The organism is Photobacterium japonica (assembly GCF_050337005.1).
Taxonomy (GTDB): domain Bacteria; phylum Pseudomonadota; class Gammaproteobacteria; order Enterobacterales; family Vibrionaceae; genus Photobacterium; species Photobacterium japonica.
In genome coordinates, this window is the sequence record NZ_JAKJSN010000017.1 from 12,733 (window position 1) to 33,241 (window position 20,509).

Genomic DNA, 20,509 nt, shown 5'->3' on the forward strand with positions numbered 1-20,509 from the left:
TGTTTGAATCTCATCAACAAGGCAAAGAAAATGTGCATTCAGTATTCATTAGAGAAAGCGGAAGAAAAAGAGCGGAATCCATCTGAATTTTGTTCCGCATATTGTCGATCAGCATGCCTTTTTAGGAATCTTTGGCCTGATTGATGTACGAAATGACAGGGTAATCGTAAAATAAGGAAGTGTTTGTTGTTGGCGGATTCCGACATTGAAAGAAGAAAAAGCGCTGAGCCATTATGCCCGTCTGTTGACGTTGCCGGTGAAACAGGATGTGGCGATATCACAACAGGAGATTGCTGATCGGTTGTGTACGTCATCGCGCCATAGTCGAACCTTGCTGCAAGATTTAGCCGCGCGCGATTGGTTAACCTGGCTGCCGAAAGTGGGGCGTAATCAACGTTCCACCCTGCATTTGCGCTACACCTTGGCAGAGCTGAAGCAACAGTTAGCTCACGCGGCGATTGAAGCGGGGCGGTATGAGAAAGCCTTAACGCTACTGGCGGGCGATCAGCGTCAGTTTCGTTCACTGTTACAACAAACCTCCGGCGTGGCAGTACGTGAAGGTCAACTGCATATTCAATTGACCTACCCGCGCGTGTTGCAGCCGTTGTTGCCCCACCTGCCATTGCGTAATAGCGAGCGATTTCTGGTGCGTCAGGTGTATGCCTGTTTGACCCAGTGCGATGCGCATGGGCTGGTACAACCGCAGCTCGCCCACCATTGGCAGTGCAATGACGAGGCCACAGTCTGGCAGTTTTTCCTGCGCCCGAACCTGACTTTTCATTCGGGTCAGCCCATAGATGCGGTACTCATTAAAGCATTACTGACTCGTTTACGAACGTTGCCTGAATACGCGCAAGAGTTGGCGCACGTGCGTGACATGACGGCAACCCGTTTGTGTCTCACCGTCACCTTGTCGAGCCCGGATAAAAGCTTTGCAGCGTTGCTGTCGGATCTGCGCTATTCCATTCAGCCGCCAGAGCAGGTGCATCCTGAGTGCCAAGACAATACGTTTCAAGATGCTGCATCTCAAGGTGCGGCATTTAAAAGTACGGGGCAGGGGTGTGGGCCATTCCAGATCGAAGCGCACTCTGAACGCTGTTTGCGTCTGCGCGCTTTCGATCAGTATTTTGCGCTGCGTTCGCTGACCGATAGCGTCACCATTTGGCAGTTTGAGCAACCACCGAGTGAGCGTATTGAGTTTGGCCGTCGAGAGCAGGATCGTCAGGAGGTTTCTGTGTCATCTTCATCCGTGCAAACACGGGTCGAGAATGGCGGGATCTTTTTACTGTTCAATCAAGGGACACGGTTACAGAACGACGATAGCACAGATGTGGAAACACCCGCGTTAAGCAGTGCGCAGCGTCGCTATTTGTCACGCATTTTGTCGCCCGCATTGATTCAGCAACAAGGTGAGACACTGACCGAATTATTGCGCGTCGCGGTGCCGGCGTATAATTTGCTGCCGAGTTGGACCAAAGTCATGCCACCGTCGGCTTGGGGGGATGAGGAGGCGATTGTTCCGTTGCCTGCTCGCATGGATATCGCTGTGTATGATCATCAAGTGATCATGGATTGCGCCCAGGTATTGAGCGAGAAACTGCGTCAGTTAGGTGTCGCCAGTGAGGTACACGTGTATACCTTAGCGGCGTTACAGGCACGAGCGACAAACCACCCACTGACAGAAGCCATCGTCATCACCAGCCTGCATGTGGATGATAACTTGCCGGTCTCGCTGTATCGGTGGTTTTGCTCCAATACGGTGCTGCGCTGTGTATTACCGGCGGCGGTGAATGATTGGTTAGATCAAGCGTTAGCCGCGATGCGGGCAGAGTGCGAGGTCAATGGGTATTTGCTAAGGTTGGAGTCGCTGGCAACCACCATGATAGCCGAGCATTGGGTGACGCCGTTGTTCCATCATCGTCAAACCCTGCGTTGGCAAGGAGCCTTGCATGGCGTACAAATGACCGATTGGTCGTGGCCGGACTTTAAAAATGTCTGGGTGGAAGGGTAAACAGAAAGGGAAACGAAATGACCTCCGCGCAGGTGAGGGGATTGCCAGAACGCGCTCGCATAAAAATGCCACTCAATCGCTTGAGTGGCATCGATGTTCATATCAACGGGTATGATTAACGGAACTTGTAGTCAATCCAACCGTTGGTGAATTTCCATTGGTTGCCATTTGACCAGTACACTTCAGACTGCTGGGTACACTGGCTGCCGCTGTTCACAAAACCGACACCGTAGAAATCTGTTTTGTTGATTGCACACAGTGCCTGTCCATCTAGCGTTGTGGCTCGTTCACCTTTTTGCTCTGGAGAGTACAGAGATAGCCATTCAAACTCACCCACAGGTGAAGCAAATGCCACTTTCTCACCACTTGGTAGGCGGTAGCTGATGTCATCACCACCGGTACAACGGTACTGCTGGTCATCCAACTGCTCTACGTAGCCGTGTAGCTGAGTGGTGCCTGTTTCTGTGGTGTAGTCGAAGCGACACAGGTACGGGTCATCACCGTGAATGGGCATTTTCGCCAGCATCATACGTTCCTGATTGTTCAGGCTCTCAGGTACAAAACGATCTTCATGCTGAAACCAACCCTGAGGCATGTCAGAGAAGGTCATGAAGTACTCGTCCAGCAGGTACATGTGGTTGTCGCTACGGTAGTGACGCTTACCTAGGCTGATATCTGCATACTGGTAGGCATCGTTTTCCTGCTTGTAGAAGCCATTGATGTTGTCATCCATGTAAGGCATATCGCCTTTACGAATGTGGTAGTTAGCAACCATGGTCATCAGTGGCTGCCAGCCGTTACCGCCGTTCGCGAAGCTGGTACCGTGACCGTAAGACTTACCGTCAAAACCGTGGCCGAATTCGTGCGCGATAATGCCCCACTGGCCGTAATAGTGGCTGTAGAACATCCAGGTATCCACGCCGGTAATGCCGCCAGAACCTAGACCGCCACCCATCGCCGTAATACCCACGTTCACAAACGGACGCTTCAGCATGCTGTGGTAGTAGTGATCGTAATCTTCAGCGGTGAAGTAACCGCCTGGCTCATGCACTTGACCCGCGTACGAGTGCATGTTGTAGCCCATGATGTCTTCAAAGTTAAACCACACGTGTTTAAATTCATCGGATGACACCATGTGCGCGAAGTTGGTCATGATGATCAACCATTCACGGGCATACAGGCCGTTCATGTCACGCCATTTGTGGTCAGCGGTGCCAGCAAAGCGGATTTCCCACGTTGGTTTCAGGCGAGAAAGCGTTTGTGCAAAGGCATCACTTTCAGAGCTGAAGCGGTGTTCAAACAGGTCTTTCACTTCCAAGTCAGCCGCGAACAGTTCAGCCAGATCAAACACACCGTCGTTATTGGCACTGTTGAATTGGAAATCCGTGCTGAATGCTGACAGTGGCAGGGTGATCTGTGCATACGCTGGAATGCGATCCAGCGTGCCCAGTTTGAACCACTTGTTGATGCCGTTCAGTTTTAGCTCTGGCGTGATATCGCGCAGTTCTTTTGCTGCATAGTTGGTGATCTGTACGGTGTCATTGTTCAACAGTTTCGTTTGAACTAATGAGTTAATGTTAACGGAGCGCAACTCGCGGTCCATTAACACGTGGTGCGGTTCATCATTGCCCAGAATCTGTGTGACAGACGTTGGCATTAACTGATCAAACTGAATCGTTGGTTGTGCAACAGAGGTATCTGCCACAAACGTGATTTCGTTATTCAGCAGGTAGTTAATCGCGATGCGCTCACTGTTTGCCGTGATCAGCTCATTGTTGGCAAAGTGCAGATCTTTCAGTGCAGAAACAGGTTGGCCATTGATGGCTCGTACGGTGCGCAGTGGTTCACCGAATACAAAACCATTGGCAGCAAACGTGGCAGCATCATGCCATTCAATGCGATCTTTAAAGCTGACAACCAGTGTATTGTTGTCCAGATCCACTTTTTGCAGGTTCAGTGATACCACTTTCTCTGCGGCCAAATCCACGCCATCAGCAATAGCTTGGTCGACCTTCGTCATGTCGTAGACGAAGTAGCCGCGATCCGCCGTGGCCACGATCAGATGATCGCCAAGGGTGTGCATTTGTACTTTACGGTGGGTGTATTTCCCTTCATAGGCAAGGAAGCCCGCACGTTTTGCAAAGTCAGGGTTTTCTGGTGTCAGATCGTGTTGACGGTACACAGAAATACGCGATTGTGCATCGGTCACAAACACGAAGTCATCAGTAGCCGCTGACGATTGAGCGTGGACCAGACCGTTTGCGCCACCCCATGAACCGGTGCCAGAACCCAGTGACAGCACCAAGCTGTTGTTATTGTCCAGATCAAAGATATCAACACGGTTCGAAGACAGCGAAGACACGTACAGCAGGTTATTGTGGATAGCCAACTCGTTAATGCGGTTGTACGCCTGGAAGCCACGATCGCTGTCAATGCCTTTGATACGGCCGATCACGCTTTGTGTCGTCATATCGAAAATGGTGATGAACGCAGGGTTGGTATCTTGCGTGATGTACAGTTTATCTTGGTAACGTTCAATGGCCGTGATGGCTAGAGCATCCCCACCCAACTGCTCAGCGGTGATGAATGTGCCATTGCTGAAATACTGCTGCGTGGTTTCAAAGTCATTCACGCTACATGATGTGGTTTCTAGCAACACATGGGTCGGGCCGTTGGCATCGACAGTACCTTTCGGGTAGTACTCCATCAAACAGCCGTTGCCGTAATCGTAGTTACCAAATACCTTGTTAACCGCGACCATGCCGCCTTGGTACCAGGTTAATTCCCAATCGCTATCAATAAAGTCGAAAACATTACGGAAAGCAGTTTCATTAAGGAATGGCTTTGGAAGATCAAACGAGAGGTAATTGTCGTCAGTTAGCGCGTATTTCACACCATTGACGTCAATTTTGCGAACACCATTTTCAGTGATCACATTCTTATCATCTGAGGCGTAACGACGCAGATCTTCAATCTTATTGACGATGCTCTGGTGTACTGCTTCCGACGTTGCTTTGAAATAGTTCTGTTCCGCATCGTTGTTTGATGCGTATGCGTTGACAGATAGCAGAGATGCTATCACTGCCGGTAATAATTTAATTTTCATGGCTGACTGTCTATTTTATAAATGCGTGGATATAGGAGGATATGTATTAATAAATCATGTTGTGCTTATTTATTAATACATTAAATGTGTAATCACTCGAGTTATTTTAATAATAATTAAATTTACCTAAAGGAACAAATATCACTCTGTGACATGCAGTCCAAAAAAAACATTAATAATAAAATGAATGTGGCTAATAATATATTTTGACGTTAACAACATTGTTTTTAATTTTCCTGTCAAAATTTTGTCGATGGCAATGTGCCGTATCTGGTAGTCCGCGGGGGCATGGAGCGCTGTATCGCGCAAGTCTCAGCCGTCTGCGTCAGTTTGATAAGTTCGGAAAACGTTCGGGATTTATTTGAAATGGCAGAGAGAATAACCTGAAATAACACAGAGACGATAAGGCAATTAAAAAAGGGTCGCTACGTTTTAGCGTGTGCGACCCTTTTATTATTCTGTTCGTGTGTTAATCATCATCAGCACGAACATGAAGAAATGCCATTATTTCGTACTGATTGGGTTATTTTTGAAGTACTCAATCGCCCAGTTCGTGTGACCTTCTGGGAACGGTACACGAAGGTGCTCAGCAATGCCGTTGTGCAGCAACTCACGGGGTGACGTGTAGAAGGCGTTAATGTTGTCATCAATATATGGCAGCGTTTTGTCCAGCAACATCATGTGGTGCATATCGGTGATCAGAGGCTGGAAGCCCGCACCACCGTTGGCGTAAGCACTGTCGTGACTACCAAAGCCGTGACCAAATTCATGAGCCAAGATACCAAAGCCCGAACGGTAGTAATGACCGTAGAATAACCAAGTATCAATGCCCAGTACGGAACCGCCGCCTAAGCCACCGCCAATCGTGGATACGCCCAAATTGATCAAGTCGCGATCCATGAACTGTTGGTAAACGCGTTGGTAATCGTCTGCTGAGAAATTACCGTTAGGTGCATCTACCGGACCGGCATTTCCGTAGAACTCTTGTTCACCGCGGCCGAACGTCTCTTTGTAGTTGAACCAGATATGTTCAAATTCAGGGCTGTTCATGATGTAGGCAAAGTTCGCCATCATGATCATCCACTCACGGGCGTAAGGACCGGTAATGCGTCCCCAGTTTCCGTGGGTTTCTGGGCTGTAGGTACCAAAACGTAGTCGCCAGTTCGGTTTAAGATCGGTAATTTTCTGTACAAAAGTGTCAGTGTCTGATGTCAGGCGAATGTCGATCAAATTCGCGGGCATGTATTCCATCCCCTTCAGACCCATGATGGTTACAGACTGTTCATCGTTTACCGTCGGGTAGACCCTGTTCTCTTCCAGTACCTGATCCAGTTTGAATGATGTAAAAGGTTCCAATTCATTGATGGTACCCAGCTTGACCCATGGGCCGGTCTTGCCGAAACGTGCTTCTACGTCCAGATCATGCGTACGTTGTGCGGCGTAGCTGATGATTTCCAGACTATCCAAACGCTGTTTACCTGATAGCAGGCGATTCACGCGTACTTCGTGGTTTTGCGTTAAACTTTCCCAGCTTTCTTCATTGGTCAGAAGTGGCTGCTTTACCACATCAGAACCATTGAGATCCAGCTCTGGAGCGGGATCCCATGCCGCGTAATTGTTCACGTAAACGTTCAGTGATTCTATATCGGCCAACAGTACGGTGTTGCCTTGTAGCATTGCCAGTGTGCTGTTGTTGGCGGCTAAGTCAAAGCTTGCCTTGGTCGACACTTCTTTATTGTTCAGATCGTCAAAGTAGGTGTTCAATTCAAATGCTGGCGCTTGTGCAACCCCATTCTCGGTAAATTGCAATTCACCTTTGTTAAAGATTTCTACTTTACCTTGGCTGGTGCCAGTGAGCACACTGCCGTCTTGTGCTTCATACACGTTACGACGCTGTGAGCGATGAATGATCTGTTTGGCTGGCGTCAAGGTTTGGCCCGGTTCGATGCTATCTAAGGCAAACACATAGGTGTTGCTGTTGTCGAAGCTCACAATCAGCTCGTTCTCCACCACTTCCATTTTGATATTACGCCAGATGCTGTTGCTTTCTGGTAAATCAAAGAAGGCATGTTTTACTGCTCGTTTGTGGTTCGCCAGTGTCGCATCACTTTGCTTGTAGATAGAGATTTTACCGGTAATGTCGGCCACAAAGATGTAGTCATCGTTAGCGGCCACACTGTATGGGTGCGTCAGTGCGGTAGAGAACGTGTCGCCCCAGTACACACCCGTACCCAGTGACATGATGATTTGATCGTTGTTATTCAGGTCGTAAATGTCGACGCGGTTTGATGACAGAGACGCCACGAACAGGCGACCGTTGTGCTCGGTTACGTCACTTACCACACGGTAAGTTTCTTCTTTGCCATTCAGCGTAAAGCCGGTGATCGGCGCCAGAGCTTTTTGTGTGCGCATGTCGTAGCGGTCAATGCGGGAGAAACCGCTGTTGGTGTTACCCACATACACCTTGTCGCCGTGTAGTGCGACAGATTCTGGCGCGAAATCGCCTGATTGTGCATAGCCGAAGGTTTCATGGGTGAGTGGTGTGCCTTTGCCCAGATAACGCAAAGTTTGGTGAGAGCGGCCTTCGTCAACCTGACAGGTGCTGATCTCTAGTGAAAATGGGGTTTTGCTACCCTCTGCAGAGGTAAATGGGTGAGATGGATTGTATTCCATCAAACAGCCGTTGCCGTAGTCGTAGTTACCGTAAATGCGGTTCACTGCCACCATGCCTCGTTCGTACAGGGTTAACTCCCAGTCTTCATTGAAGAAGCCGAAGATGTGGCGGAATATCTCTTCGTTATGGAAAGGGCGAGGAATGTCGAAGTACAGATAGTTATCTTTACCGATTTCGTACTCACGGTCCTCAACCATGATAAAGCGACGTCCATCGCGTTGGATAACATTTTTCTCATCGCTGGCATAAGCGCGAAGCGCTTCAATACGTTCGTTCATCATGCGGTGCATGGTCTGCATCTCAACCACATATTGTTGTTCATCAACAGCGTTCTGAGTCGATGCAGCAACGGCATATGGGGCCGCCAATAGACCGCCTAGCAGGCAGGCAAGGAGTGTTTTTTTCATGGTTTTATTCTCTGTTGTTGAGTTGATGTGAATGTAATGCATTGAAAGTAAATAAAAAAATGGGTCGTGAGGATTCATGGCTTAAGATCACAGAAATCCTTTATAGGTATTTCTACGCCTATGAAGGAAGGGTGAAAAAATGCGCGGTACGAAGAGAGGGAAAATAAATAACGCGTGGCGTGAAATGGTAAATTTTTAATATCTTTTGCACTTAGGATGGAGGCATCAATAAAGACCGGAGGACAGTCCCATGGGACACGCATTTAATCAGTATCAATCCCCGCTTCAGCGTTCATGTGAGCACGCCGTTTCGTACATTGAATCTCTACCTGAACGCAAAATCGATCAGGTAGTAACGTCAGAGCAACTACGTCATGCGCTTGGGGGACCATTGCCGCTGGAAGGTAGCGATCCGGCTGCCGTGATTGATGAGATGGTGAAAAACGTTGATGCAGGGCTGATTGCATCAGGTGGCCCGCGTTTCTTCGGTTACGCCATTGGTGGCGCTTTGCCAGCTTCCCTTGCCGCTGACTGGTTGGTGAGCGCGTGGGATCAAAACGTGCCGTATTATGTTTCCAGCCCAGCGATGGCGGTGGTGGAAGAAACCGCCGCAGAATGGATGGTGGAATTGTTGGGATTAACGCCAGGTTCAGCGGTGGGCTTTACCTCCGGGGCGCAAGAAGCGATTTATACCGCGCTCATTACGGCACGAAACACCCTGCTTCAACGCGCAGGATGGGATGTCGCTACGCAAGGCTTATACGGTGCGCCGCGTATCAATGTCGTTCTCAGCGATCAAATCCATTCCACCATTAAGCGTGCACTATCGATGATCGGTATCGGCCTGAACGACATTATCAAAGTCCCGACCGATGACAACCTTCGTATGTTGCCAGACGCACTGCGTGACATTATGGCCACCTGTGAAGGGCCGACCTTAGTCTGTGCACAAGCGGGTTGCATTGACTCCGGCGCATTTGATTTGTTCGATGAGATTGCCGATTGTGTCGCCGCACACCCGAATGCGTGGTGCCATGTGGATGGTGCGATTGGGCTGTGGGCCGCTGCCAGTGAGAAACAAAACTATTTATTGAAAGGCATCGAGCGCATCGATTCCATCGATACTGACGGCCACAAGTGGTTCAACATGCCGTACGACTGCGGCATGGTGATAGTGAAAGATCCCTCTGCGATCACCACAGCCATGGGCGGTAGCAATATGGGCGATTACCTCAATGATGCGATGGCCAAGCCTGATCGCAATGCGATTAACTTTGGTATTTCAGCATCACGCCGTGCTCGTGGCGTACCGGTATATGCTGCCTTTAAATCATTAGGTAAAGCCGGTATCGCTGCGCATTTGGATAACTGTACGGATTTGGCTAAGTTGATGGCTGCACAGCTAGCAGAAGTGGAAGGCATTACAGTGTTGAATGATGTCGTGTCGAACCGATTCTCTGTGCAATTTGGCACAGGTGATACGGCTTCCCGTGATGCGCTGACAGAACGCGTGGTGCATCGCTTGCAACAAGAAGGGTATGTGTATCCGTCGACATCCGGCTACAAAGGCGTAAAAACCATGTTGATTTCAATTCTGAATTACCACACCTGCCAAGAGGATGTACTGACGTCTGTGGAAAAAATCCTGGCCGCGTTTGAAGTAGAAAAGGCAATGATGGCGTAACCCACTCAGAGTGAGTCATTTGCAATCAGCAAAAGAAAAGCGCGAAGATCATCCTGTTCTTCGCGCTTTTTGACGGGTAAAGAGTGACAAAGGCATAACGCTACTCGCCGTTATTTTGATTGCATTTCAATTCCGTGGGGGTTGGTTTTGCGTGTACGACGTGCATACACCAAGGGTAATAGTGCCAGCGCCAATGCCCCAAGATGGGCGGGTTCAGGTACGGTGACAGTCGCGATAACCGTACCGGTCGGGTTTTGCAGTGTGCCTGCGACGGTGTGGTTGTCACTTTCAAAATTAGAGCCGTAAAACTTAATGGATTCGATTTTGTATTCATCGGATGTCGCATACAAGTTCAAGAATCCATAAGGTTCACCACCATTACCGCCACCAAAATTGGTGTTGCCGTAGTGGTTCATGGTCAGAGCATCCCCTTGAAACACATCTGCGGTGGTAAATTCATAAGTCGTTGTAGCGGTCTCAACTTGCAGTTTGTTACCTGCGTCCCCCGCACTCCACCAAAAGCCGAAATAGCCGACAGGATCATTAAAGTTCAACAAGACTTGTGTGTTCTGCTGAGGGGACACAAACAGGTATTTACCGTCACCCCCTGCGCCTCCGTAGACGTTTGCAGGTTTTACCTGTGGTACGCCGCTCAATACCTCATATTCGCCAAACTCTGCGGTGATGGTGCCGTTGAAGATACCGGTGTTCCAGTCATCAAAGGTTTCGACCTGCTTGGGATCGGAGATTTGCGACTCTTCAATATAAGCATCTTCAATCGTAAACAGCAGTGATGCCTGTGCCGTAGAGCAGCCCAGCAGCAGTGTAAAAAGAGACGTGATAATGGACTTGGTCATAACCGTTTCCCTACGTGTGTGTTAGTCAACAGATAATGGTGATATGAATAAGGTAAAGCAAAGAATAGGCCACTCCTTATCTTATTGAAAATGAGCAAAAAGTATCGTGTATTAGAATTGCAAACTGCAATGGTCGTGATATGCATTGTGTTTTGCGAGGAAACAGATGATGAGCCACGCAGTGTGTTGTTAACGTCAGAGTAAGTGATGCCAAACGGCGTGCGCATCGTGTAACTTTTTACCGACTGTTTAACACGTAGCCCTATCACATGATGGGGCTTTTTTTGCTTGTTGACCTGTTTATAAGTGTCGGGTTTACCCTCTGTCACTCTGCTGATGCTTTGCGGAACGTCGCAAACTGAATTAAAAGGTGCGGTTATCGGTGTGATGTTTCTTACCGTTCTGGCCATAATCACGGCGTAAAATGGTCGAATCAGGGAAGACGACAAAAATGCACGGAAAAATTATCTTTTCTAGATTACTGAAAATGACGCTGCTGGATGAACTGGCGGGGATACTGTACTGGGGCTTAGCGATATACGGCATTTATTGGTTAATCGAACAGATCCCCGAGACCATCCCCTTGGCTATCGTGCTGGGGGTGTATGTGCTTGGTGTGACGTTGGGGTATATGTGGTTGGCAAAAACCTGTCGCCGTTATTTCCATCGTAGGTCGTAGTCACGGCTAGGAGGAAAAAGAGCCAGCGTTCCAAGAGAGGAAAGAAGCACTGACTCTGCGTTATCTCGTTACATGGCATTGTGGGCTAGAGGTGCACAAACTCTTTGGCATTGGCCGCCTCTGGCGTACGTAAGCCAAACAATTGGCGACGTTCAAGGATGTTCATCGCCCACTGACGGTGCGTGGCCGGCTCGCACATTGCACCGCCGTGCTGGTACACGGCTTGCGTGCTGTTGATGATACGAATCGCATCTTCATACTCTGACGGCTCCACCATCCACGCTTCATGGATGTATTCAATTTGATTCGGGTGAATGGCGGTTTTTCCGACTAACCCGTGGATCAAATCTTGCTGCAGCTCCTGCTCCAGTAACTCACCTTGCTCAATCAACTCAAACACCGGTGAGGTGAGGGCAAAGCCTTTTGCACCAAAGGTGCAGGTGAGCATTTTAATCACGTAATTCAGTGGCCCTTCATAGATAGTCGCGGTGCGTGAACGGCGGATCCCCAAAATACTCATCAGATCATTGCCGCCGATCCGCAGGGCAATGATCCGATCCCGCATCGGGCTGTTGACCAAGGCATTGGCCAGTTGCTGCATCGCCTGCCCATCAAACACATCTTGCGTCTCTAGGGTTGGCATCCAGATTAAATGCGTCGGTGCCGTGATCGCCTCCCACTCCGCAAGCGTATCGAGGGTGAATTTAGGAAACACAAATCCATCAATGCCTGTCAGATCATAATGGGCCACAATGTGCGCGGCCATTTCCAAGTGCCGTGGACGAATGAAAATGATCGGTTGTTCATGGTTGCGGCGTTTTTTGGCTAGCGTTGCGGTAATCGTTTTTAAATTGATCAAGGCTTGCTCGATATCTTGCTCAGCCACTGCATCTTCTAGGCAGATCACCATCGAACGCAGATTGGGGATCTTATTGCGTAGCGCTACGTTCACGATGTCATCGCGGGTCGCCGGCATATACAGGGTTGCCCCCAATGAATAAGGAGAAAGTTTCATCATCATAATACCTTCTTGATGATCGTCGTGGCACGGTATTGCCCAAGACGTGAACCGGCTTCAATCACGGTGATATTTTTCTTATGGGCTAAATGCACCAGCAGTTTGACGTCTGGATCATTAATGTCTCTGACCAGTACGTGATCCGGTACACGGCGTAGTACCGCGCGGGTCGCTTCTGCGATACCGGGCTTAATGCGGTTGATGTGATCAACCTGATAATCAGCCTGCAAATGGGTCAACACCGCTTGTGACAGATCGGCCAATGCGGTGTGGGTTGTCTCTGACGGAGCCTGCCATGTCAGAGTCTGAATTTGGATGTCTTGCTGTAGGGTGCTAATGCGGTCCACTAATGCGCTACTGCATTCGTAGTCCGCTAGATGATCGCAAATCACACAGCCGTGATAGTCATCGCTCGACCAGACGGAACGCGACACCAAGCCTGATACCGGTGCGCCTAAAATGCCAAACGGGATCAACCAGTCTTCGTACGACGCACTTAACCATGCCATGCCACACGGGTCTGCCAGTACCACTAAGCGCGGTTTGGCCGGATAGCCGTTACGTTGTGACAACGAGGCGGTGAGCTGACGGGTGATTGCACCTTTACCGGTCCAACCGTCGACAAACACAATGCTTTCAGCACCATGTTTCGCTTCAATGTCTGACAAGGCTTTGTCGTCAATACCGCGATCGCGAACAATGCTGATCCCATAATGATGGGATGCATGACCGAGCTGTTGTAATGCGCGATGTAGCATGACGCCAAGCGGCACACCGGCGCGCACTAAGCTGGCGAGCACAATTGGTCGGTCAGACAACTGCTCACGCAGTTGTAGCGCAAGCACCATGACTTCTTTTGCTAAACGTTGTTCGCCATCGGCTAAGGCTTGGGCATAAATCGACAAATGTTCGTCAGAGGGAGCCGGCTCTTGGCTGAGCATGTCAGAGTAATGCGCTTGTCCTGATTGAATCAGCCTCTCTTTTTCCTCAACCGGTGTCATGTCGAGCGCAATCGGTTTGAGTAAAAACGTAATGTCGTTGGGCGAATAAGCCCCAGAAAACGTCGTCATAGGGTTACTTCGCCTGATCAATGTGGGCCAGCAAAGGCTCGGACAGTTGGCTTTGCTGTGGCATGCCAAACCAGGTGCATTGACGTAAGAACGTCATATCGCTAAGGCTGTCGCCAAGGCCGATAATGGGTTTGTCAGGCTCATCCGCACGGATTTTATCGATGAGGTAACGGGTGGCTTTGCCTTTTTCAATGCAGTGCGGTAACCACGCAATGTTGTTGTCATTGCGATGAATGTAGAAGCCTTCAATACCCAGCTCTGCATCCACTTGATCGGCGATGGCATATAGCTCATCGATTTTGCTGCTATCAGTATGTTTCGCGACAAGATAAATAGCATGATCACCGTATTCATAGTTGATCCTCGCCCATGCCTCGATATTGGCCGCCTCAAAGGCCGCGGTGAGGGCGGCTTGACGATCGTGCAGTTGCTGTTGATAAGGGATCAACGCGGTTAGGATCTGATCTTGCCACTGCGGATCAGGTTGATCATCCGGCATGGTGATCACGGCACCATGGGTCATTACTTTCCATGAGCTAAACGGAATAGTGACGCGTGCGGTTTCCTCGGTGCCTCGTGCCGTTACCGGAATAACATCGGCATGCGCTAACAACCAGTGCACGAAATGGGCCTGTTCTTGCGAGAAAAAACTGCGCGGTTTGAGTGATCGATCAAGGGCAGCGGTTTCAGCGGGCACTTGTCCTTTTAGGTTCAGTTTGCGTTGGGTTTGAAACAGGTTGTCGTCAAGATCAACCAAAAAAAGCGGCTTAGTCATAGACGGCGACCTCTACAGTGTGAGCGAGTGGGGCAAGTGCGTCGAGAAAGGCGGGATCGATATCGTTATCACGGGTTTCGACGCACACGATGATCCGATCAAAAGATTGATGCGCCACGTTGTAACAGAAGTTAGGGATGTTTAGCCCGTAGTTATCGGTAAAGGCCAAACGGGACTGGATGGCGAGCCCTTCAGCAATCGGGGAGCGGGTGGTCGAGCTAAACACGACGTCTGCCCCTTGTTGTTCAAGGTATTCAGCCATTAAAAACGGCGGGTACAGAAATTCCCCCGTGCCGAGCACCAAAATACGTTCACCGGTGTGGGCGTGATAACGATCAACCCAGCCCTTGCCGTTGTAATGTGTCATGCCCAGTCGTCCCCAATCTTGCCGGCTGGACAGCATTGCGGCACCTTTAGCCGTTACGTTGACATTCGGCATGTCGGGAAGAGGGGCGAGCGGGTTCGGTTGCCATTCCCATTGCCCTTTCATTAAGGCCACTGAAGCAATGGGGATCTCTTGCTGTGTGCTTACACGCGGTGTACTTCTTCGCAGGGTAGATAGGCGTTCCCCAGACCAATCGGTTAACGTGATAGTAATAATCTGTGTGATGCCCCGTAAACCAGCATGTAATAATGATGAAATTAAATTATTAAAGGTGCGGCCTGTGGTTGCCTCGTCATCAATTAAGACCAGCGTCTTATATTTATTGAAAAAGGCATCTTTCGTTTCATTGGGTGGACAATAAATAATGTGATCGGTGGCGTGAGAATGCTCTTCTTTAAATTCACACAATAATTCACCCTCAACAGGATGACGGGTCGTGGTTAATAATACACTGTCAGGGTGTTGTTTTTGAGCTTCTTCAAATACACCGCCCGCTAACCCAACGGCGGTTTCTGCCATGCCGATAAATAAAATAGGGCTAGATATATCTTTGGGTATTTCTTGTGCCAAATATTGATAAGTGGCTCGCATTTTTTTAGGCGACACAGGAATATGCTTACCGAGAATCTTACTGACAAATAAGAAAGAACGCTTTGGGTTTTTTCTTTCTGCAAAGTCAAATAAATCAGTTGCTTGCCATTTTCCTTTGACGATCTCCATGCGAATGGTGCCCGTCGAAAGTTCTTGTTTGCGCTTATTCATAAAATCGGCTTATAACGTCGTATTAGAGGGCACAATGTGCATGATGGAATTATCGATACTCCAACGCATTTGTCACACCTCATACAGATTATTTGCGTGAATAATCACAAATTCAGACTTCATTAAAAAGGATAAGATACACGTTGACGAATCTGCTTTATTATTCATATTGCTCAGCAACCACACCATAATAGATGGTTATGCGTGGCTAAGTGATTTTTTATAATTATCAGCGAACTAAAAGTTAGTGATAGTTTTCTCGATATATGGAATATACGTTATTACAACAGTAATAGGGAGTTTCACTTGGTTTCATTAAGTAAAAATCAATCTGTCTCGCTAGCAAAAACAGCGGGTTCGACGCTTTCGACTATTGCCATTGGTCTTGGTTGGGATCCTATCAAAAAGAAAGCCGGTTTTTTCGGCGGCCTATTTGGCGGTTCTGACTCGATCGACCTCGATGCGTCTTGCGTATTGTTTGATGCGCAAGGTAACCCGATCGATCTCGTGTGGTTCCAGCAATTGGCTTCACGTTGTGGCGCCGTTCGTCACCGTGGTGACAACCTGACGGGTGAAGGCGACGGCGATGATGAAGTGATTGATGTTAACCTGAATGCCTTACCGGGTAACGTGGCGTTTATTGCTGTGACCGTCAATAGCTTCCGTGGTCAAACGTTTAATGAAGTTGAGAATGCGTTCTGTCGTGTGATCAATACCACGACGGGCGAGCAAGAAGTGTGTCACTTCAAATTGAATGAGCAAGGGTCGCATTCCGGTATTTTGATTGCCTCCTTGGCACGTCAGGCGGGTGACTGGGAATTTAAGGCGCATGGTCTGCCTTGTCAGGGCCGTACCGTGCAGGACATGATCCCTGTGATTAAAAACGCCTTGGTGTAAGCCATTATGATGCTGATTGCTGGAGGAAATTCACCGGTACCTGCGGGTGAGTTAACCGTCAGGGTGATCGCGGGAAAGCCGGCGGATGTGTCTGCATTCCGCCTGCAATCCAACGGCAAAGTCGCCCATGACGCCGATATGATCTTTTATGGTCAGCGAGCCTGCCGTGATAAGGCGGTATCGCTGCTCAGCGAAGGCGCCCATACCACGTATTCACTGAATCTTGCGCGCTTATCAGCCGGTGTTGAGAAAGTCGCTTTTTCTTGTACGTGTAATCCGGGTCAAACGGTTTCATCGTTAGGGCAATTATCGATTCAGATCGAACAGGCAGGGCAGGTGCATATTCAGGCGAATGTGGATCTTCAAGCGCGATCTGAAGCGGCATTGATCCTCGGCGAGTTTTATCGCCGCAATGGTCAATGGAAGTTTCGTTTTGTCTCACAAGGCTTTATTGGTGGCTTAAAACCGTTGGCGGAATTTTATGGTGTGGTGGTCGATGAAGATCAAACTCCAACACCGACACAAACACCACCGCCTGCCTCTACCGCGAGGCCATCAACGCCGTATCAGCCTCATCAATCTTCACCCACTCCATCGGCCTCCCCCTCTTCATCTTCGGGGCATGCACCGTCATCGACGATCAATCTCAGCAAGATTTCGCTGACCAAAAATAACCCGTCCGTCAACTTAACCAAGCGCAGTGATTACGGTCTGATCAAAGTGAATTTGAATTGGAACCGTGGCACGCACAAGGGCAGTGGTTTTCTGAGCGGTATTTTTGGCTCATCAGGGGTCGATCTGGATTTAGGGGCATTTGTACGATTCAAAGATGGTAATGCCGACATTGTCCAAGCGCTGGGAAATCGGTTTGGTCACCTTGATCATCAACCGTACGTGCGTTTGCTTGAAGACGACAGAACGGGTGCCTCACACAGTGGTGAGTGGTTACACATTAATGGCGACAGCTGGCGCAACATTACAGAAGTCTTGGTGTTTGCTTTCATTTACCAAGGGGTGCCAGATTGGACGAAAACCGATGGCGTGGTCACGATTACCGTGCCCAATGAACCACCGGTTGAAACACGCTTAACCGAAGGCGGGCGCTCAAATTGTATGTGCGCCGTGGCACGATTGATCAATGACAATGGGGTATTGACCGTACAGCGGATCGATCGCTATTTCGCGGGTCATGAAGAGCTCGACAGAGCGTTTGGTTGGGGATTCCGGTGGCGAGCCGGCAACAAATAAGGAAAGAATTATGTCATTTTTTAAGAAAGTGAAAGATGCCGTCAATGCAGGGCATTCCGAACTCACAAACCAAGTGGGCCGTTTTAAAAACCGTAAATTCATGGAAGGCACGGTCGCCGTTTGTGCTTGTATCAGTATGGCGTCTGACGGTGCCAGCGCGGAAGAAAAGCAAAAAATGATGAGCTTTATCCAGCAATCAGAAGAGCTTGCGGTGTTTGATGTGAAAGAAGTGATTGGCTTTTTCAATACACTGGCAACGGGCTTTGAGTTTGATGTGGATATCGGTAAAGGCGAAGCCATGAAATATGTGATGCGCCTGAAAGATCAACCGGATGCGGCGCAGCTTGCCTTGCGTGTCGGGATTGCTGTCGCGAAGAGCGACGGTGATTTTGATGACAGTGAAAAGGCCATCGCCCGTGAAATCTGCGTGGCATTAGGATTTTCAACCTCTGAATATCAGTTGTAATTAGGTATTGTCAAACATGGATACAACGCATATCGGCTTTCCCATTGAGACCGTATTGGTCTTTGTTTTCTTATCTGTCGGCGCAATCTTAATCGATTTGTACATGCACCGTGACGATAAGGTGATCCCGCTTAAAAGCGCCATCATGTGGTCCATTTTTTGGATTGCGGTTGCGTTTGCTTTTGCTGGGTTCTTGTATCTCCACCATGGACTTGAAGTCGCGAGTCTCTTTGTGACCGGTTATGCCCTGGAGAAAGTGCTCTCCGTCGATAACTTGTTTGTGATCATGGCGATATTTTCCTGGTTCTCGGTGCCGGATAAGTTCCGTCACCGCATCCTGTACTGGGGCATTATCGGCGCTATCGTGTTCCGCGGTATTTTTGTGGCGATTGGCACCAGTTTATTGGCGTTGGGCCCCTGGGTCGAAGTGGTGTTTGCCCTGATGGTGGCATGGACCGCCGTGATGATGCTGCGCAGCGGTGAGCAAGAAGACGACGTTGAAGATTACTCTCAGCATTTGGCTTATCGCGCCGTGAAGCGTTTGTTCCCTGTTTGGCCAAAGATCAAAGGCAATAACTTTTTGATCAAGCAGAAAGACGTCGATGAAGAGTTGGCAAAACCAGAAAACGCCGACATTACCGTCGGACGGACGTCTCAAGCGAAATATTACGCCACACCGTTATTACTGTGTTTGGCGGTCGTGGAATTGTCTGACGTGATGTTTGCGTTTGACTCGGTGCCTGCGGTCATCGCTGTCAGCCGTGAACCACTGATCGTGTATAGCGCCATGATGTTCGCGATTTTGGGTCTGCGTACGTTGTACTTTGTGCTTGAAGCCATGAAGCAGTACTTAGTGCACCTGGAAAAAGCCGTCATCGTGTTGCTGTTCTTCATTGCCGGTAAGTTGGGTTTGAATGCCACCTCGCACATTTTTGGTCATGATTTCACCATTTCTGCCACCACCAGTTTGGTTGTTGTGGTAGTGGTGCTGATTGCCGGTGTATTGGCCAGCTATGTGTTCCCAGAGAAAAAAGACGAAGAACAAACTTCTAATCCGGCTTAAGCCATGATGAATATTGAAAAAGGAAGATGCTAATGGGCGTTTCATTATCGAAAGGCGGTAACGTATCACTGAGTAAAACGGATCCGTCATTGGTTCGTGTACGAATTGGTCTTGGTTGGGATACGCGTTCAACCGATGGTCAGGATTTTGACCTTGATGGGTCTGCGTTCCTGCTTAACGACAGCGGCCGTGTTCGCAATGACAGTGATTTCATTTTCTACAATAACTTGCGCTCGCTGGACGGCTCTGTTCAGCACACTGGCGATAACCGTACCGGTGAAGGCGATGGCGATGATGAGTCGCTGATTGTGGAATTGAACAATGTCCCGCTGGACGTGACGAAAGTGGCTTTTATCGTGACGATTCACGATGCGGTTGTGCGTCGTCAAAGCTTTGGTCAGGTGAGCAATGCGTTTATGCGTATTGTGAACGAAGACACCAATGTAGAAGTCGCGCGTTACGATCTGACCGAAGATGCCTCCACAGAAACCGCCATGATTTTTGGTGAATTATACCGCCACAATGGTGAGTGGAAGTTCCGTGCGGTGGGTCAAGGCTATGCCGGTGGCCTCGGCGCTATGTGCGCACAATATGGGATCAACGCCTCTTAATGGTGGTTGCGTTGTGATTAATCGGGGAGGGAGACTTCCCCTCATATTCTCTGTATTTATTATTACGTTGATTTTAATGTCATCAAAAAGGAATGAACATGGCTGTTTCATTAGTTAAAGGCGGCAACGTCTCTCTTACCAAAGAAGCTCCAACCATGAAAGTCGCATTGGCGGGTCTGGGTTGGGATGCACGTGCAACCGATGGTCAGGATTTTGATCTAGATTGTTCAGTATTTATGGTTGGCGATGACAATAAAGTATTGTCTGACACTAGCTTCATTTTCTTTAACAACACGCACAGTGCTTGTGGCTCTGTGGTTCACAATGGTGATAACAAAACCGGTGAAGGCGATGGCGATGATGAAACGGTCACCGTGAGCTTTGATAACGTACCGGCCAACGTGAAGAAGTTGGTGTTTGCGGTGACAATCCATGATGCTGAAAGCCTTAATCAGAATTTCGGCCAGGTGTCTAACGCTTACATGCGTATCGTGAACAACGATAACAGCAGTGAGATTGCCCGTTTTGACCTGTCTGAAGACATGTCAACGGAAACGGCCATGATCTTCGGTGAGCTATACCGCCACAATGCGGATTGGAAATTCAAAGCCGTGGGTCAGGGTTATGCAGGCGGCCTAGCAGCCTTGGCAAGAGAGCACGGCGTTAACGTGTAATCGTTGTCCTTGTTTGCGTGGGTGGTGATAGCCACCAACGTGACAGCAAGCCTGTTTTCGGTGTCGTTCACCCTACTGGGGTGAGCGGCATTTTTTGTTTTTATTGCCGTTGATGCGAGATG

General features: G+C 49.0%; 16 protein-coding genes. 9 read left to right on the plus strand and 7 right to left on the minus strand.

The genetic code is table 11. From position 1 onward, the window contains the following. The first annotated feature begins 205 nt into the window (after window positions 1-205). The gene (locus tag L4C36_RS07425) at window positions 206-2,011 is read left to right on the plus strand and encodes an SgrR family transcriptional regulator (RefSeq protein ID WP_428477164.1); all 1,806 of its coding nucleotides are present in this window, start codon (window positions 206-208) and stop codon (window positions 2,009-2,011) included. A gap of 115 nt (window positions 2,012-2,126) precedes the next feature. On the opposite strand, the gene L4C36_RS07430 is transcribed toward L4C36_RS07425, so the two are convergent. Further along, complete coding sequence (locus tag L4C36_RS07430) at window positions 2,127-5,117, minus strand: LVIVD repeat-containing protein (RefSeq protein ID WP_428477165.1); 2,991 nt, start codon at window positions 5,115-5,117, stop codon at window positions 2,127-2,129. Between the two features lie 504 nt (window positions 5,118-5,621). Then, window positions 5,622-8,198 (minus strand): YncE family protein, encoded by a 2,577-nt coding sequence (locus L4C36_RS07435; RefSeq protein ID WP_428477166.1) that lies wholly within the window; start codon window positions 8,196-8,198, stop codon window positions 5,622-5,624. Between the two features lie 250 nt (window positions 8,199-8,448). Here L4C36_RS07435 and L4C36_RS07440 point away from each other — a divergent pair, with 250 nt between their 5' ends. Continuing rightward, window positions 8,449-9,882: a pyridoxal phosphate-dependent decarboxylase family protein gene (locus L4C36_RS07440; protein ID WP_428477167.1), complete on the plus strand. Its 1,434-nt coding sequence runs from the start codon at window positions 8,449-8,451 to the stop codon at window positions 9,880-9,882. A gap of 110 nt (window positions 9,883-9,992) precedes the next feature. Here the strand turns inward: L4C36_RS07440 and L4C36_RS07445 are convergent, their stop codons facing one another. Then, a complete protein-coding gene (locus L4C36_RS07445) occupies window positions 9,993-10,739 on the minus strand; it encodes an Npun_F0296 family exosortase-dependent surface protein (RefSeq protein WP_428477168.1) in 747 nt (248 codons plus the stop codon). Between the two features lie 451 nt (window positions 10,740-11,190). Here L4C36_RS07445 and L4C36_RS07450 point away from each other — a divergent pair, with 451 nt between their 5' ends. Next, window positions 11,191-11,418, plus strand: a complete 228-nt coding sequence (locus tag L4C36_RS07450; protein ID WP_428477169.1) for a hypothetical protein — start codon at window positions 11,191-11,193, stop codon at window positions 11,416-11,418. A gap of 85 nt (window positions 11,419-11,503) precedes the next feature. Here the strand turns inward: L4C36_RS07450 and L4C36_RS07455 are convergent, their stop codons facing one another. The 4 genes from L4C36_RS07455 to L4C36_RS07470 are packed head-to-tail and all read right to left on the minus strand — an operon-like array spanning window position 11,504 to window position 15,428. Further along, a complete protein-coding gene (locus tag L4C36_RS07455) occupies window positions 11,504-12,439 on the minus strand; it encodes an HpcH/HpaI aldolase/citrate lyase family protein (RefSeq protein ID WP_428477170.1) in 936 nt (311 codons plus the stop codon). Continuing rightward, the gene (locus L4C36_RS07460) at window positions 12,436-13,506 is read right to left on the minus strand and encodes a cysteine protease StiP family protein (protein WP_428477171.1); all 1,071 of its coding nucleotides are present in this window, start codon (window positions 13,504-13,506) and stop codon (window positions 12,436-12,438) included. The genes L4C36_RS07455 and L4C36_RS07460 overlap by 4 nt, the downstream gene beginning before the upstream one ends. Window positions 13,507-13,510: 4 nt before the next feature. Beyond that, window positions 13,511-14,281, minus strand: coding sequence for an HAD family hydrolase (locus L4C36_RS07465; RefSeq protein WP_428477172.1), 771 nt, complete (start codon window positions 14,279-14,281; stop codon window positions 13,511-13,513). Further along, on the minus strand, window positions 14,274-15,428 hold the full coding sequence (locus L4C36_RS07470) for a phosphoribosyltransferase domain-containing protein (RefSeq protein WP_428477173.1): 1,155 nt from the start codon (window positions 15,426-15,428) through the stop codon (window positions 14,274-14,276). The genes L4C36_RS07465 and L4C36_RS07470 overlap by 8 nt, the downstream gene beginning before the upstream one ends. A 306-nt stretch (window positions 15,429-15,734) precedes the next feature. Between L4C36_RS07470 and L4C36_RS07475 the strand changes: the two genes are divergently transcribed. From L4C36_RS07475 to L4C36_RS07500, 6 genes are all read left to right on the plus strand, one after another. Then, window positions 15,735-16,325: a TerD family protein gene (locus tag L4C36_RS07475; protein ID WP_428477174.1), complete on the plus strand. Its 591-nt coding sequence runs from the start codon at window positions 15,735-15,737 to the stop codon at window positions 16,323-16,325. A 6-nt stretch (window positions 16,326-16,331) separates the two neighbouring features. Further along, window positions 16,332-17,573, plus strand: a complete 1,242-nt coding sequence (locus L4C36_RS07480) for a TerD family protein (RefSeq protein ID WP_428477175.1) — start codon at window positions 16,332-16,334, stop codon at window positions 17,571-17,573. 10 nt (window positions 17,574-17,583) lie between these two features. Then, complete coding sequence (locus tag L4C36_RS07485) at window positions 17,584-18,039, plus strand: tellurite resistance TerB family protein (protein WP_428477176.1); 456 nt, start codon at window positions 17,584-17,586, stop codon at window positions 18,037-18,039. A gap of 16 nt (window positions 18,040-18,055) precedes the next feature. Further along, window positions 18,056-19,102 carry a TerC/Alx family metal homeostasis membrane protein gene (locus L4C36_RS07490; RefSeq protein ID WP_428477177.1) on the plus strand — a complete coding sequence of 349 codons (1,047 nt, stop codon included), beginning with the start codon at window positions 18,056-18,058 and terminating at the stop codon, window positions 19,100-19,102. 32 nt (window positions 19,103-19,134) lie between these two features. After that, window positions 19,135-19,713 carry a TerD family protein gene (locus tag L4C36_RS07495; RefSeq protein WP_428477178.1) on the plus strand — a complete coding sequence of 193 codons (579 nt, stop codon included), beginning with the start codon at window positions 19,135-19,137 and terminating at the stop codon, window positions 19,711-19,713. 98 nt (window positions 19,714-19,811) lie between these two features. After that, the gene (locus tag L4C36_RS07500) at window positions 19,812-20,387 is read left to right on the plus strand and encodes a TerD family protein (protein WP_428477179.1); all 576 of its coding nucleotides are present in this window, start codon (window positions 19,812-19,814) and stop codon (window positions 20,385-20,387) included. The last annotated feature ends 122 nt before the right edge of the window (window positions 20,388-20,509 follow it).

Bases quoted from the DNA above. Each gene is read 5' to 3' on its own strand.
- L4C36_RS07435 (WP_428477166.1), bottom strand. From the start codon at position 8,198: ATGAAAAAAACACTCCTTGCCTGCCTGCTAGGCGGTCTATTGGCGGCC.
- L4C36_RS07460 (WP_428477171.1), bottom strand. From the start codon at position 13,506: ATGACGACGTTTTCTGGGGCTTATTCGCCCAACGACATTACGTTTTTA.
- L4C36_RS07485 (WP_428477176.1), top strand. From the start codon at position 17,584: ATGTCATTTTTTAAGAAAGTGAAAGATGCCGTCAATGCAGGGCATTCC.
- L4C36_RS07490 (WP_428477177.1), top strand. From the start codon at position 18,056: ATGGATACAACGCATATCGGCTTTCCCATTGAGACCGTATTGGTCTTT.
- L4C36_RS07480 (WP_428477175.1), top strand. From the start codon at position 16,332: ATGATGCTGATTGCTGGAGGAAATTCACCGGTACCTGCGGGTGAGTTA.
- L4C36_RS07450 (WP_428477169.1), top strand. From the start codon at position 11,191: ATGCACGGAAAAATTATCTTTTCTAGATTACTGAAAATGACGCTGCTG.
- L4C36_RS07495 (WP_428477178.1), top strand. From the start codon at position 19,135: ATGGGCGTTTCATTATCGAAAGGCGGTAACGTATCACTGAGTAAAACG.
- L4C36_RS07445 (WP_428477168.1), bottom strand. From the start codon at position 10,739: ATGACCAAGTCCATTATCACGTCTCTTTTTACACTGCTGCTGGGCTGC.
- L4C36_RS07465 (WP_428477172.1), bottom strand. From the start codon at position 14,281: ATGACTAAGCCGCTTTTTTTGGTTGATCTTGACGACAACCTGTTTCAA.
- L4C36_RS07470 (WP_428477173.1), bottom strand. From the start codon at position 15,428: ATGAATAAGCGCAAACAAGAACTTTCGACGGGCACCATTCGCATGGAG.
- L4C36_RS07500 (WP_428477179.1), top strand. From the start codon at position 19,812: ATGGCTGTTTCATTAGTTAAAGGCGGCAACGTCTCTCTTACCAAAGAA.
- L4C36_RS07430 (WP_428477165.1), bottom strand. From the start codon at position 5,117: ATGAAAATTAAATTATTACCGGCAGTGATAGCATCTCTGCTATCTGTC.
- L4C36_RS07440 (WP_428477167.1), top strand. From the start codon at position 8,449: ATGGGACACGCATTTAATCAGTATCAATCCCCGCTTCAGCGTTCATGT.
- L4C36_RS07455 (WP_428477170.1), bottom strand. From the start codon at position 12,439: ATGATGATGAAACTTTCTCCTTATTCATTGGGGGCAACCCTGTATATG.